We start from the raw sequence: 13,722 nt of genomic DNA, 5'->3' as shown, positions 1-13,722 counted from the left end.
GCAATAATTTTAAATTGTCCTTTGATGGTGGCCTTAAAAATCAACGATTCATATATGAATAAATATCTCAATTTAAGAATAATATCATGAAAATAAAAGTCGCAGGCAAGATTTTCTCGACCTTGTCTGCGACTCTTTACATAGTTATAAACAGTGCTGGTTATTTTGGTACGCTGATTGGTTGATCAGCTTCAACCGGAATTTTATCCAATGCCTGGCTCAAGTCAGCGATTAAGTCATCCACGTTTTCCACGCCAACGGAAACTCTGATGAGGTCTGGAGTAATCCCGGCTTCCTTGAGCTCTTCTTCATTAAGTTGGGCATGCGTTGTTGAAGCTGGATGGATAATGAGGGATTTGGCATCGGCAACGTTTGCCAACAATGAGAACAGCTTCAAATTTTGAATTAACTGTTTGCCAGCTTTTTCGCCCCCCTTTAACCCCAAGGTAAAGATTGAACCCACGCCTTTGGGGAAGTATTTTTCGGCTAAAGCATGATAGCGACTATCTTTGAGGCCTGGGTAATTGATCCAAGCTACCTTTTGATGATGAGCTAAAAAGTTGACAATCTTTTCTGTATTTTCAACGTGTCGTTCAACCCTCAGCGAAAGCGACTCTAATCCTTGCAGTAGCAGGAATGAGTTAAACGGACTAATGGTTGCCCCAAGATCTCTTAACGACTCAGCCCGCACTTTAGTTGTAAACGCGCTACCACCTAGATCGGCAAATACCAATCCATTATATTGCGCATTCGGTTCGGTAAAACCAGGGTAGCGCCCGCTCGCTTTCCAATCAAACTTGCCATTTTCAACAATGACGCCGCCCATTGTGGTGCCATGGCCCCCGATAAACTTAGTTGCCGAATGAACCACAACATCGGCACCGTGATCCAATGGTTTAACCAGATAGGGCGTCCCAAACGTGTTATCAACAATCAAGATAATCCCGTGGCGATGGGCAATCTGGGCAATTGCTTCAAAGTCAACTAGATTAATGCCTGGATTGCCAATACTTTCAACGTATAACGCTTTGGTATGCTCATTAATGGGCGTTTCAAAATTTTCGGGGTCGTCGGGATCTACAAAGTGAGTTTTAATGCCTAATTTGGGTAAAGTCACGTTAAATAAGTTAAAAGTCCCGCCATACAACGTACTTGCAGAAACGATTTCGTCGCCCTTATTTGCCACATTTAAGATTGCAGCCGTAATAGCAGCCGAACCGGTTGCCAAAGTCACGCCAGCAGTCCCATTTTCAAGTGCGGCAACCCGCTTGTCCACCACATCCGTTGTCGGATTAGTTAACCGAGTATAAATATTACCGGGATCGGTCAAGCCAAACCGGCCGGCCGCCTGTTCAGGACTGTCAAAGACATATGAAGTTGTTTGATAAATTGGCACTGCTCGTGAACCCGTTTCGTCGACAACTTGCCCGGCGTGAACTTGGAGCGTTTCAAAATGTAATTGATGATTGCTTTCTGTCATATTGATAAACCTACTTTCTTAATAGCCAAAAGTTGCGTCCAATTATCGTAAAACCGTGTACTGGCATCCCGCCACGAATAGTCGATTTCACCTACAAGCGGGTCTTTAAAATAATTTGAAGGAAGTTGAATCGGCAGATGTTTGTTAAGATCCCGTTCATATTCGTCAGCAAGGGTTCGTGCTTGATATTCGGGATGCCCAGTTACATAGGTCGTATGCTTTTCAGAAGCAGTTAGAATCATCGCCCCGGTTTCAGCTGAACTGGCGATCACTGTTAAGCCGGCCGGCAGATGGGCTTCATCCAAGCTGCTTTCCGTATGTCTTGACTGGGGCATCCTGATCACACCCCCGGCACTAAAGCCACGGGCAAGTGGTGACTCGTGGTCTACTTTAGTGGCTTGGTAGATGCCAAATAATTTAGTCGGTAGCAAATGTTTGGTAATTCTAAAATCATGGTATAGCCCTGCTTGCGCCGCCCAACATTCGTATAGCTGTTCGCTTACATGACTTTTAGCCCAATCAATAATCTTTAATAATTCTGGCCAATAATCAACCTGTTCAAATGGCAATGTCTCAATTGGCGCACCAGTTATAATCAGGCCATCAAAATGTTGATTGGCTACTTGATCTAAATTGACATAATTTTTTGCAACCAACTTCTTGGGGACTCCTTTAAAGTGGTGAGTAGCGGGATACATAAATGTTAATTGAATATCCCGTTGGCAATCATTGAACCCGGATAAAAATTGCAACTCCGTGATTTGCTTATTAGGCATCAAATTCAATACCAAAATTGATAATGAGTTCTTCAATGGTTGATTCTGCCATTTACCGTTTGCGAGATTAAATCCATTTAATGCATTTACCGTCATGTTACTCATCTCCTAAAAAATAAGTGAGCGAGGCAAAGCGATTAGAAAGCGGAGTGTAAGGCTCCTCAGACAGAAATCCCCGGGCTTGGGATTTGTGGCTGAGGTGCTTACACGCAGCTTTCTGCTTTGCGCAGCTGTCCTAAGAAAGTGAGCGGAGCCAGGCGTTTAGAAACCGGAATATAAGGCTCCTCTAACAGAAATCCCCGGGTCTGGGATTTTTGTTAGAGGTGCTTATATGGAGGTTTCTGCCTGGCGCAGCTGTCCTAAAATACGGCACGGCACAAAAATCCCCAAAATAAAAAAGCTTTCGCCCACGTAGTCATTTATAACTACGGGACGAAAGCTTCGCGATGCCACCCTAATTTACTGTCGCTTCACAACAACAGCCTCAATAAGTACTTAAAAAGTATGCGTAAGTAATCCACTCCAACTTTAACGTAAAAGCCATAGCTGCACGCTCTAAAAATACCCTGCTATATATCGGTGGCTACCGAACACCCCGCCTTTCAACCGGATGTCTGACTCCGAGCTCATCTTCGCATCGCTACCAGGCACTTCTCTCATCAACCGAAGCTCTCTGTACTGCCGGCATAAATGTTACTCTTCTCTTCAACGTCTCATTTATCTTTAATAATTGCTCATAACAATATCATCGTACTGCCACATTGTCAAGGAGGTTTTTCAAAGAATTTTGACGTTATCTAACACAAAATGAGTTTATAATAAATCTATTAACGATGCGGGGCGTGGGCAAATCAAAAATTTGTGCCTAAACCTTTTTGACAAAAATCCAATCCTAGACTTTCTGTTCAAGGAAGTTTATGTGCCACTTTCTAAACGGTCTGGCTCCGCTATTCATAGGAGGTTCTTATGACGCAATCCATTTCTGAAAATGAATTAATTGCTGTTTGCGGAAAAGTCGGCAAAATTTTACTGACCGCTGGGGCCGAAACCGCTCGGGTTGAAAGCACGGTTGAGTATATTGGCAAAGCTGCGCACTTTGATATCAGCTGCCATGCCACAATTACCGCCCTATTTGTCGGCACTAATCGGCAAAGCGATACCCATTTGGTTAAAGTTCGTCTCGGGGATTTTAATTTGGAAAAAGTTGACGAAATCAATACCGCTTCACGAAACTTTGTTGAAGGAAAAATCTCGTTTGAGCAACTTAAAGAAACGATCAACCAAATTGACCAGAAAGTAATTGACTTCACTTGGCCACAAAAGATTTTTGGCGCCGCGGTTGTTTCCGTTGCCCCAATGTTACTATTCAAGGCGACTTGGGGCGACTTGGGATTAGCCTTTTTTGTCGGCACCTTTGGCTATTTAGCTGCTCAACTTGCCAGCCGCCGAATTAAAACGCCCTACGTTGCAGCGGGCTGTGGTGGCTTTGTCGTTGGCTTATTAGCCGCGGGATTAGAACTGCTCGGCATTGCAACCAGTTCTGGCAGTATCATTGTTAGTGCCTTAATGCCGCTGGTTCCAGGCGTAGCAATCACCAATGCCTTTAGAGAGGTTATTGACCAAAATACCATTTCAGGTGTTGTTCGCGCTGTCGATGCCATCATTATTGCTGGCTCAATTGGTGCTGGCGTCGTATTGGGCACGTCTCTGTGCAGCATCGCATTTCACTGGATTGGGGGCTTTTGATGCATCTTCTAGTTGAATTCGTTGTTAGCTTTCTTTCAACAGTTGGCTTCGGCCTCATTACTAACGTTCCCCGCCGGTCCTTATTGCCAGCAGGGATTACCGGCTCGCTTGCCTGGGTCGCTTACTATTTGGTCCTTCAAGTTGATCCCGGTCTAATTTTGCCGAACTTCACGGCAGCCGTTGTCATCGGCATTTTAGGGAACATTTCTGCCATGATGTTTCGGGTACCAGTAAACATTATTTACGTGCCAAGCTTAGTTTCATTGGTTCCCGGCGGCATCTTGTATCTATGCATGCGCAGTTTCACACTCGGCCACGAGCAGCTTACATCTCAATATCTGTTTAACACCCTAACGATCGCCATTTCACTGGCCGTGGGTTTTGTGGTTGCTGAAGTTATTTTTTACCGACTTAAGCCACTGATCAAGCGATTGGTCCAACCCGATCCCACTAAATAATTTCAAAAGAATGTTCTTCATGGATAATGTTTACCCAGAATTAATACACCGTAAAAAAACGATGAAGATGAAATGATTTGGATTCGCCGTCACCTTCATGAATATCCGGAACTGTCATTTAAAGAGAAGCAGACGACCCAATCCATCGAAAAGTGCCTGTTAATTGCGCCAAAGCTGTTGGGGCAATTGTCGTCGATTATTTATTAATAGCAAAATAATTAAAAGTGGCCAATCAGTTATTGACAAAGTGGCAAAGCGGGACTATCGTCAATATTAAATAAACATTAGGCGTTAATGAGAAGAGTAGCCAATTTGTTTCTCCTACAAGAGACCGCCAGGAGCTGAAAAGACGGGCTGAAACGATTGGTGAAGATGAACTCGAAAGCTTGTAGTCAGTGAAAGCTTGCTACACGGGTGGCTCCGATACCGTCCTAGATATGATTGAGTTCAATTAATCGTATTTTAAGGCTATTCAATTTTCATTGAGTAGTGAACATGGGTGGCACCGCGAAACCATTCGTCCCTGTACAAATTCATTTTTGTACAGGGATTTTTTCGTCTAATAATCAATTATTGAAAGGAAGCGGATCTGATGCGGATCAGTTCTTCAGCAGAAAAAACATTTTTAGAGAAGGTGTTTGCCGTCGACGGTTTTTCAAAACACGACGGGGCCCTTTTGGCCGACACACTAGTCGATGCCGACTTACGGGGGATTTCCTCTCACGGAATTCAGCGGCTGGCTTGGTATACCCGAATGATTAAGGAACACATTATCGAACCCCAAAATAAGGTTAAAGTCTTAAAAGAGACCCCCACCAGTCTTTTACTCGATGCTAATAAGAACATGGGCCAAATTGCGTCAGCGTTTGCCATGAATAGCTTAATTAAAAAGACCAAACAGCTGGGCGTTTCTTTGGCGGTCATTCGCAATTCCAATCACTTTGGGACTGCCGGCTACTATGCCCGCCTAGCCGCCAAACAAGGCTTAATTGGCATTGCTCTTACCAACACCCGGCCACTAGTAGTTCCAACGAACGCCACCGAAGCCTTTTTAGGCTCAAATGCGTTTGCCTTCACCTTCCCGGCTGATCCACATCCCTTCGTTTTTGATGGGGCCACTTCGATTGTTTCCAGTGGCAAGATTCAAGTCCTCGCTAAAAATAACAAACCCATTCCTGGCGACTGGGCTGTCGATGATCACCGCCACGTGGTTAGTGATGCCCAAAAGGTTGAAGATAATTTAGCTAAAGTGGCCTTCACTGAAGAAGAACCAGGTGGTGGCGTCTTGACCTTGGGTGGCCTGTTAGAGCAAAATTCCAACTACAAAGGCTTTGGCAACTCATTAGTCGTTGAATTATTAACCGGTATTCTAGCCCAAGGGTCAATTTCTGCGGATACTAATAAACCAGGGCATCACGACTTTAGTCAATTCTTCTTGACCATTAACCCCGGTCTTTTTGGCAACCTGGCGGACTTAGAAAAGCGAGCGGAAAAAATGTTTGACCGAATCCGCCACCTCAAGCGAGTTCCTGGCACAACCATTATGATTCCGGGTGATCGAGAGTATCGCCACTATGATGAAAATTTGAAACAAGGGGTCGTCATTGATGATAAGACCGCTAAAGAACTTGAAACAATTGGCAAGGATAGCCACGTTGAGGTACCTAACCCCCTCTAATATTTTGCTATTGCTTGACTGGACGTGTCGTTTCTTAACCGAATGCGTTATAGTTAAGATAGTATAAATATGTAGGACAACTACACAAAGCAAAAGTTTGCCCATAAGCATCTTGGGGGTAATTTCTATCCAAGAAGACTTATAGACAAAGTTTCAACCGCTTTGCTCACAAGGAGGTTATCATTTGAAAACAATATTAATTCTTGGCGCAGCCGGTCAAATTTCAAGCTACTTGATTCCAGCACTATTAAAACAAACTGACTTTAACTTGAAACTATACGCTCGGAACGCAAACCAGCGGATTAAAGTTAGTGATCCCAACCGCGAAACCGTGATTGATGGTGATTTTAACGATACTGACACCTTAAACAAGGCAATGGATGGCGTCGATGCAGTTTACCTAAACGAAATGCGTGACCTGGATTCGGTCAAACACATTGTCGCCGCCATGGATGCCAACCACGTTCGTCAATTTATTGGCGCTACCGTTTTGGGCATCGAAAACGAAGTTAAGGGGGCCTTTGGTCAGTGGAATACCAGCATGATTGAAAGTTCGATTACGAAGCGGATTAAAACCGCAACGGTTATCAAGGATTCTGATTTGACATACACCCTGCTGCGCTTGGCTTGGCTATACAATCAGGATGGCAACACCAACTATGAACTCACTGATAGCGACCAGCCATTTGGCGGCACCCAAGTGACTCGCCAAGCGGTTGCCCAATTAATTATCGACATCTTAACCGATAACTCTCGGAAGTATGCCCGGAAGAGCTTGGGGGTTAATGAACCGAATACCAACTGGGATAAACCATCGTTTTATTAACAATTTATTGTCAAACAACTAAAGCGCCGATCCATCGCTGATCAACTGATCACCGACTGGGACCGGCGCTTTTTAACGATGCTTTGATTCGTTTACTCAATCAAACTCATTTAGCCACTTACTTCTTTTGATACTCCATAAACTGATAAAGCAACAACTCCATAATGACAATTAGTGAGACATGCGACGTGATGTCAACCCCGTTCACTTTTAACTCATCGGTAAATAAATACAGATTCTCGTCACTCATGTTTTGAATCGTATTATTATTGGCTCCCGTGATTGAAACCAACAAGGCGTACGTTTTCTTACTCTGCAAGGTTTGCACAATCGAAATCAACTCATCATCTTCGCCTTCATAGTCAAAGACAAAAACCACGTCATCGCGCTTGATATTCCGATAGGCCAGTCGTCGCTGCTCATGATTCTTTGGGAAAATCACAATGAAGCCGTTTAACGTATAAAGATATTCAATATACTCGGCTGAATACTTGCTAAACCCCTTGGCAAAAAAATACAGGTTCGGTTTACTAGCCAGTGCGCTGCAAATTTTCAATAGTTTTCGCTCGTCAAGGACCCGAACCGTTTCTTCAATATTTTTAAGGTACTCATCGCGATATTTTGATTGTTCAACGACAAATGGGGCTGCCTTATCTTCTTGTTTATCACTATTTAAAACGGTGTATTTAATAACGGTACTAAACTCACTATAGCCGGCAAACCCAATTTTTCTGACAAACCGTAAAAAAGTTGTGGTGGAAACATAACAAGAAGCTGCGACCTCACGAATACTTTTATTTTGTAGTTGATCCATATTTTTAATGACATAATCGAGTAAGCCATATTCGTTTTTATTCAATTTTTCAACGTATGGTTTGATAATTTCAAAAAAATTCATATCGACCCTCTAATCCGGAACGCCAAGGACGATCGAGTGGATATCGCCGCCCCCAAGAAGCAACTCGCGAGCATTCACCGGTTCAATCTTTCGATCCGGGAAAATTTCTTGATACTGCTGAATGGCAACAGTATCTTGCGGATCGCCAAAGACTGGCAAAATAACCGCACCGTTAGCCAAGTAGCAATTAATATAAGTGGCCATTAGCCGATCACCTTCATAGCGTGGCAAGCGGCCATTGACTGGGTCAACGCCTTCACTCTCTTCTCGAGTGATTAATAGCGGCCTTGGCATCTGGACCTTATGAATCACCAAATGACGATTGGCCGCATCAGTCGCCGACTGCAAGATGGCAAGCCCCTCGTGGCAAATCTCATACATCGGATCAGATTGATCATCCGTCCACGTTAACGCAACCTCTCCCGGACGAACAAAGTTAACCATGTTATCAACATCGCCATTGGTTTCATCCATAAAGTAGCCCTGATTTAACCAGATAATTTTTGAAACATTCAAATATTTCTTGAGCACTTGCTCGACGGCTTCTTGGCTAACTTGGCCATTGCGGCCTTCGGAAAGAACGGATTCTTTCGTGGCAATCAAGGTGCCTTCACCATCCGTTTGGTAAGCGGATCCTTCTAGGACAAAGTTAACGTCATAATAATCCAGCCCATCGAGGTCGCACATCTTTTCCGCTACTAAATTATCTTGGTCCCACGGAAAGTACAGACCGTCAACTAGCCCGCCCCAAGCATTAAATTGCCAATTAACCCCGCGAACATCTTGATGCTCATTCATCAAATAAGCCGGGCCAACATCGCGCATCCATGAATCGTTATAACTCATTTCAACCACTCGAATCGCTTGGGGCAGTGCCTGTCGGGCATGTTTATATTGATCGCGCGAGACTAACATCGTCACCGGTTCATATTGGTGAAGCTTGATTGCCACCTCCGCAAAAACGCGCTGCGCAGGTTTGGCCCCTTCCCGCCAGTTATCAGTTCGCTCAGGCCACATCAAATAAGCTTGCCGCTGATGATGCCATTCGGGCACGATCTTAAACTGATCCTGTTGTGGTGTTGTATCCTTAATCTTCATTTAGCTCCCCCTCTATTATATTCAATCATATCATGATCCCTTTGTTAGCACGATCATCTATTCCAATGACCCTCATTTTTAGCAAAAACGAGGCTGTTAAATCTCAACTAGAGATTAACAAGCCTCGCTTAATACTACTTTACAACTGACTCGATCGCTTCTTTGACAATCGTTGTCCCTTTATTGCCGGCAATAATTTCTTGAACGTCGGCCAAGTCACCAATGACTGCGGGGTTGCCAGTCGTTTTGACAAACGAAACGGCCGCTTGGACTTTAGGCATCATACTTCCTTTAGCAAATTCATTGGCATCAATGTGCTGTTGAATCTCATTAACCCCAACTTCTTTTAACTCAACTTGGTTAGACTTACCGTAGTTATAAAAGACGCCACCGGCAGACGTGAGAATAATGAGCTTATCAGCATCAATTAATTGGGCAATTTTGGAAGCGCTGAAATCTTTGTCGATGACCGCTTCTTTACCAATCAACTGGTTGCCTTTGCGAACGACTGGAATACCGCCACCACCGGAAACAATGGGGATAATCCCGGCGTCGACTACTTTTTGAATGGCCGGGTACTCATTAATTACTAACGGCTTCGGGGACGGAACCACTCGCCGATACCCCCGGCCGGCATCTTCGATAATCTGCCAATCTGGATGCTGCGCTTTGATTTCGGGTACTTCGGCTTCCTTATAGAAGGGGCCAATTGGCTTTGATGGATTTAAAAAGGCGGGATCATTTTCATCGACAATTGTCTGGGTAATAATCGCCATCACGTCTTTGTCAATCCCATTATTAAGAAGGGCTTCCTTCATCGCATTTTGGAACCAATAGCCAATACTGCCTTGGGTCATTGCCCCACAGGTGTCTAATGGCATCGCTGGATTTTCCTTACTGTCTGCGGCACTCTGTTGGAGCAACAAATTGCCAACTTGCGGACCGTTACCATGAGTGATGATCAATTGATCACCGTTTTTAATAAATTTAATTAATTCCTGGGCCGTCTTTTTAACGGCCTTCATTTGAGCTTCGGCGGATGCGTCTTTTGATAGAATCGCATTGCCGCCTAATGCAACAACAATTTTAGCCAAATGTATCTTACCTCCCTGATGGTACCTGCTGTGTAATGCAGTGAATGTTACCGCCGCCAAGCAAAATCTCACGAGCGGGTACGCCAACAATCTTGCGATCTGGATACAAACGTTGGAGAGTCTCTTTAGCTTTTTGATCATTTGGATCATCAAACGTTGGGAAGACAATACCACCGTTTGCAGTGTAATAGTTCACATAACTGGCGGCTAAACGGTCCCCTTCCTTACGCGGTAGTGTGCCATCCACGGCGTCGACGCCTTCGCTTTCTTCCTTGGTGATGGTAACCGGCTTAGGAACATAGAGCTTTTCAACTTGAATCTGACGGCCCTTTGCGTCAGTCGCATGACTTAAAATTTCATAATTTTCTTTTGAAATTTCATATTGAGGATCGGATTGATCATCGGTCCAAGCCAATGCAACGACCCCAGGTTTGACGAAGTTGGCGATATTATCCACATGACCATTAGTCTCATCTAAGTAAATACCGCGCTTCAGCCAAATAACCTTATCCAAATTGAGGTATTCCTTCAAGACATTTTCAATTTGTTCCTTTGATAGTTGCGAATTGCGTCCTTTAGACAGCAGGCATTCTTCGGTCGTAATTAACGTCCCTTCACCATCAACATGGATCGAGCCACCTTCTAGGATGAAGTCATCCAGTCGATAGCGATCAGCGTGTTCAAGCTCAGTCACCTTTTGAGCGACCCGATCATCCTTGTCCCAAGGGAAATAAAGGCCATCAACCAGGCCACCCCACGCATTGAAAGTCCAATCAACGCCGCGAAGATCCCCTTCATCATTTACGACAAAGGTCGGCCCACAGTCGCGAATCCAAGAATCATCGTTGGAAATTTCGACAACCTCAACTTCATCGGCTAACAAATGTCGTGCATTGGCATATTGTGCATCTGAAACCCCAACGGTCACGTGCTCAAATTGGGAAATGGCTTGAGCAACCTTGGCAAAGGTATGCTGAGCTGGTTTAGCGCCATTCCGCCAGTTATCGGGCCGTTGCGGCCAAAGCATATAGACACCCTTGTGATGTTCAAATTCACCAGGCATTCGATAGCCGTCTTTTTTAGGTGATGATTGTAAAGTTTTCATCATAGTTTGCTCCTTTTATTTTCGAACTTCGTACTAATTTTTACTTAAGGCTTCCGCGGTGTGGTGACTGCTCGCTTTCACGGTTTTCTTTAAAGGGTGGTGCTTTTCTGCTGCTCTAATGCAGACCTCGCCAAGTAAAATCGTGATAATCGTGCCAATTAGAATCGGAATCTTAGTGCTCATTTCCTCAGCACTGCCATTAAGTGGGAAGGCCGATAAGATCGTAGTAATCCCCAGTAAAGCAACGGGAATCCAAGTCATCAAATTAATCATCAACGGATTACCCGGCACTTTGAATGGCCGCTCAGTATCTGGGTCCACTTTGCGTAACCGCCAAAATGATGGAAACATCAACAGATATGAACCTAGCAAAGCGACAACATTCAGCGAGAAGAAGGCCCAGAAAATATTTTGGTTAGGAATCAATGGTGAAATAACAACTAAAATTGCGGCAATGCCACCATTTAAGAGATTAGCCCCAACCGGCATTCCAGTTTTCTTACTTTCAATTCCAAATATTTTTGGTAAGTCATGGTTCTTAGCGGCATAAGAAGCAACGTAGTTCACCCCAGCCGACCAAGAAATGAGGTTTGCAGCTAAAGTATACATGAATAACAGGGCAATCAAAATAACAAACCAGTTGTTACCCCCAATTAGCAGGAGAATGCTTTCCATTAAACCACTTGAGGTTGACAATTCATTGCTTGGAATTGCAACGCCCATCCCAAAGGCGGCAAATACATAGAATACCGCGATTAAGATCCCGCCCCAAATAATTGCTTGAGGAATCTGCTTTTTGGGATTTGGCATTTCGCTAGCCATCGAAGTGACCACTTCAAACCCAAGGAAATTAAACAGAATCACTGAAATATATCCAAGACTCTTCACATCCATTTGTGGCAACATCGTCTTAACGGTAAAGTTACTTGCAACGCCTTTTGTGAAGGCAACGTAGATACCAAGGGCCCCTAAACTAACCATGATGATCACTTTGGCAATAGCTGCCAGATTCAAGATCCATTTGCTATCGGCAACCGGATAAGAAGAAATCAAGGTAACGATCCCGATAAATACCAGTTGAATTAAAACATTGGTCCACGTACCAAAGTGGGTTGGAAAGACTTGCCCAATGACGCCGGTAAACAGTACGGCCAAGCTGGCCATCCAAATTGGAAAGTTAATCCAGTACAGCCAAGCGGCCCGACCACCCCAACGCCGTCCAAATGCTTTTCGAACCCAGTCATAGATGCCACCGTCTTCATCATAGGTCGTACCAAGTTCGGCAGAAATTAATCCATAAGGTAGAAAGAAGAAGACTAAGAGAATCCCCCACCAAAAGAATTGCGATGGTCCAATAGCTGCGGCCGGCGCAACTGACTCAACCACCAGAACCACCACTACCGACATTAATACGGCATCAAATAACCTAAATTTTTTCTCTTTTTGCATTTCATTCACCTTCGCTAACCGGTTACGTCAACTCAATTAATGAGTCGTGTCATCAACTAAGTTTAAGATCATTGACTTTAACTTCGGATCGTTTAGATCATCCAATTGTTTTTCAGTGTAATTCATTCGCGGTGCCATTAAGTACACAAGTAGCGCTCTCATTGCCGTCAACCGATTCTCAGCTTCATCCCAGGCAATTGAATGTGGCGAATCAATGACACTATCCGTCACTTCTTCGCCCCGGTTAGCTGGTAGGCAATGCATAAACATCGTATGACTAGTTCCTTTAGCCATTAAATCATCGTTAACCTGGTACTTAGGGTAGAAAATCTTCATTCGTTCATCATATGATAATGGTGATTCATACAATCCATACCAAACATCAGTATAAACAAAGTCCGCATCCTTCATAGCGGCATCCGCGTCTTCAGTAATTTCAACGCTACCACCAGATACTTCGGCGTTCTTTTGACCAATTGCCAACGTCTCTGGCTTAATTTGATAACCTTTAGGGCCAAATTGAACAAATTGCATGCCCATCTTAGTTGCAATAAACATCAATGAAACACAAACTTGAGTCGCGTCGCCAACAAAGACAACCTTGCAGTCACTCAATTTCTTCCCAGCTGGTAAATGTTCGGCCATCGTAATGATGTCACCAATTTCTTGAGTTGGGTGATTGTAATCGCTCATCCCGTTTAGCACCGGCACGGTTGCAGTCTCAGCCAACTTTTGAACAGTTGCATGTTTTGCGACCCGAGCCATCAAGATATCAACCAATCGGGACAAAACAATGGCGGTGTCACCGAGAGATTCGCTTTCAGCGGAACCTAGATGGATTTGGCCCGGGGCTAAATATTGGGCGTGGCCTCCGAGTTGTGTCATAGCAGTTTCAAATGAAACCCGTGTTCTAGTGGATGATTCTTCAAAAATCATCCCTAGTGTGCGGTGTGATAATAACTCTGGATAATTGCCGTTCTTAATGTCGCGCTTGATTTGCAACCCTAAGTTGATCAAATATTGAATTTCGTCTCGTGTGTAAGTGTTTGTGTCGATAAAGTCTCGTTTCATAATTGGCATCTCCTATAATTTGTTTGTCGTGAATCTTTAAGAA

Annotated in this window: 13 protein-coding genes; 5 read left to right on the top strand and 8 right to left on the bottom strand. The window is 44.1% G+C overall.

Going from position 1 to position 13,722, the window contains the following annotated elements:
* Positions 1-160 precede the first annotated feature (160 nt).
* Together YK48G_RS10110 and YK48G_RS10105 are read right to left on the bottom strand one after the other, a co-directional pair.
* Positions 161-1,480: an O-acetylhomoserine aminocarboxypropyltransferase/cysteine synthase family protein gene (locus tag YK48G_RS10110; RefSeq protein ID WP_203630594.1), complete on the bottom strand. Its 1,320-nt coding sequence runs from the start codon at positions 1,478-1,480 to the stop codon at positions 161-163.
* The gene (locus YK48G_RS10105) at positions 1,477-2,352 is read right to left on the bottom strand and encodes a homoserine O-acetyltransferase/O-succinyltransferase family protein (RefSeq protein WP_203630593.1); all 876 of its coding nucleotides are present in this window, start codon (positions 2,350-2,352) and stop codon (positions 1,477-1,479) included. The genes YK48G_RS10110 and YK48G_RS10105 overlap by 4 nt, the downstream gene beginning before the upstream one ends.
* A gap of 870 nt (positions 2,353-3,222) precedes the next feature.
* Between YK48G_RS10105 and YK48G_RS10100 the strand changes: the two genes are divergently transcribed.
* The 5 genes from YK48G_RS10100 to YK48G_RS10085 all read left to right on the top strand — a co-directional run bounded on the left by YK48G_RS10100 (position 3,223) and on the right by YK48G_RS10085 (position 6,964).
* The gene (locus YK48G_RS10100; RefSeq protein ID WP_203630592.1) at positions 3,223-4,002 is read left to right on the top strand and encodes a threonine/serine exporter family protein; all 780 of its coding nucleotides are present in this window, start codon (positions 3,223-3,225) and stop codon (positions 4,000-4,002) included.
* Positions 4,002-4,460, top strand: a complete 459-nt coding sequence (locus YK48G_RS10095) for a threonine/serine exporter family protein (RefSeq protein ID WP_203630591.1) — start codon at positions 4,002-4,004, stop codon at positions 4,458-4,460. The genes YK48G_RS10100 and YK48G_RS10095 overlap by 1 nt, the downstream gene beginning before the upstream one ends.
* Before the next feature lie 72 nt (positions 4,461-4,532).
* Positions 4,533-4,667, top strand: coding sequence for a hypothetical protein (locus YK48G_RS13630; protein WP_284692041.1), 135 nt, complete (start codon positions 4,533-4,535; stop codon positions 4,665-4,667).
* A 385-nt stretch (positions 4,668-5,052) separates the two neighbouring features.
* On the top strand, positions 5,053-6,138 hold the full coding sequence (locus tag YK48G_RS10090; RefSeq protein ID WP_203630590.1) for an Ldh family oxidoreductase: 1,086 nt from the start codon (positions 5,053-5,055) through the stop codon (positions 6,136-6,138).
* 184 nt (positions 6,139-6,322) lie between these two features.
* Positions 6,323-6,964, top strand: coding sequence for an NAD(P)H-binding protein (locus YK48G_RS10085; RefSeq protein ID WP_203630589.1), 642 nt, complete (start codon positions 6,323-6,325; stop codon positions 6,962-6,964).
* A 118-nt stretch (positions 6,965-7,082) separates the two neighbouring features.
* Here YK48G_RS10085 and YK48G_RS10080 read toward each other — a convergent pair whose 3' ends face one another.
* The 6 genes from YK48G_RS10080 to ptcA all read right to left on the bottom strand — a co-directional run bounded on the left by YK48G_RS10080 (position 7,083) and on the right by ptcA (position 13,679).
* Positions 7,083-7,862: a MurR/RpiR family transcriptional regulator gene (locus YK48G_RS10080; protein WP_203630588.1), complete on the bottom strand. Its 780-nt coding sequence runs from the start codon at positions 7,860-7,862 to the stop codon at positions 7,083-7,085.
* A gap of 9 nt (positions 7,863-7,871) precedes the next feature.
* Positions 7,872-8,960: an agmatine deiminase gene (gene aguA, locus YK48G_RS10075; RefSeq protein WP_203630587.1), complete on the bottom strand. Its 1,089-nt coding sequence runs from the start codon at positions 8,958-8,960 to the stop codon at positions 7,872-7,874.
* A 134-nt stretch (positions 8,961-9,094) separates the two neighbouring features.
* Positions 9,095-10,054 carry a carbamate kinase gene (arcC, locus tag YK48G_RS10070; protein WP_203630586.1) on the bottom strand — a complete coding sequence of 320 codons (960 nt, stop codon included), beginning with the start codon at positions 10,052-10,054 and terminating at the stop codon, positions 9,095-9,097.
* 7 nt (positions 10,055-10,061) lie between these two features.
* Positions 10,062-11,159 (bottom strand): agmatine deiminase, encoded by a 1,098-nt coding sequence (gene aguA, locus YK48G_RS10065; RefSeq protein ID WP_203630727.1) that lies wholly within the window; start codon positions 11,157-11,159, stop codon positions 10,062-10,064.
* Between the two features lie 33 nt (positions 11,160-11,192).
* Positions 11,193-12,608 (bottom strand): APC family permease, encoded by a 1,416-nt coding sequence (locus YK48G_RS10060; RefSeq protein WP_203630585.1) that lies wholly within the window; start codon positions 12,606-12,608, stop codon positions 11,193-11,195.
* Between the two features lie 36 nt (positions 12,609-12,644).
* A complete protein-coding gene (gene ptcA / locus YK48G_RS10055; protein ID WP_203630584.1) occupies positions 12,645-13,679 on the bottom strand; it encodes a putrescine carbamoyltransferase in 1,035 nt (344 codons plus the stop codon).
* Positions 13,680-13,722 lie beyond the last annotated feature (43 nt).

The organism is Lentilactobacillus fungorum (genome assembly GCF_016860605.1).
Lineage (GTDB): Bacteria > Bacillota > Bacilli > Lactobacillales > Lactobacillaceae > Lentilactobacillus > Lentilactobacillus fungorum.
This window is presented reverse-complemented; position numbering and strand designations above follow the sequence as displayed.

Bases quoted from the DNA above. Each gene is read 5' to 3' on its own strand.
- YK48G_RS13630 (WP_284692041.1), top strand. From the start codon at position 4,533: ATGATTTGGATTCGCCGTCACCTTCATGAATATCCGGAACTGTCATTT.
- ptcA (WP_203630584.1), bottom strand. From the start codon at position 13,679: ATGAAACGAGACTTTATCGACACAAACACTTACACACGAGACGAAATT.
- YK48G_RS10080 (WP_203630588.1), bottom strand. From the start codon at position 7,862: ATGAATTTTTTTGAAATTATCAAACCATACGTTGAAAAATTGAATAAA.
- aguA (WP_203630727.1), bottom strand. From the start codon at position 11,159: ATGAAAACTTTACAATCATCACCTAAAAAAGACGGCTATCGAATGCCT.
- YK48G_RS10090 (WP_203630590.1), top strand. From the start codon at position 5,053: ATGCGGATCAGTTCTTCAGCAGAAAAAACATTTTTAGAGAAGGTGTTT.
- YK48G_RS10100 (WP_203630592.1), top strand. From the start codon at position 3,223: ATGACGCAATCCATTTCTGAAAATGAATTAATTGCTGTTTGCGGAAAA.
- YK48G_RS10110 (WP_203630594.1), bottom strand. From the start codon at position 1,480: ATGACAGAAAGCAATCATCAATTACATTTTGAAACGCTCCAAGTTCAC.
- aguA (WP_203630587.1), bottom strand. From the start codon at position 8,960: ATGAAGATTAAGGATACAACACCACAACAGGATCAGTTTAAGATCGTG.
- YK48G_RS10105 (WP_203630593.1), bottom strand. From the start codon at position 2,352: ATGACGGTAAATGCATTAAATGGATTTAATCTCGCAAACGGTAAATGG.
- YK48G_RS10060 (WP_203630585.1), bottom strand. From the start codon at position 12,608: ATGCAAAAAGAGAAAAAATTTAGGTTATTTGATGCCGTATTAATGTCG.
- YK48G_RS10095 (WP_203630591.1), top strand. From the start codon at position 4,002: ATGCATCTTCTAGTTGAATTCGTTGTTAGCTTTCTTTCAACAGTTGGC.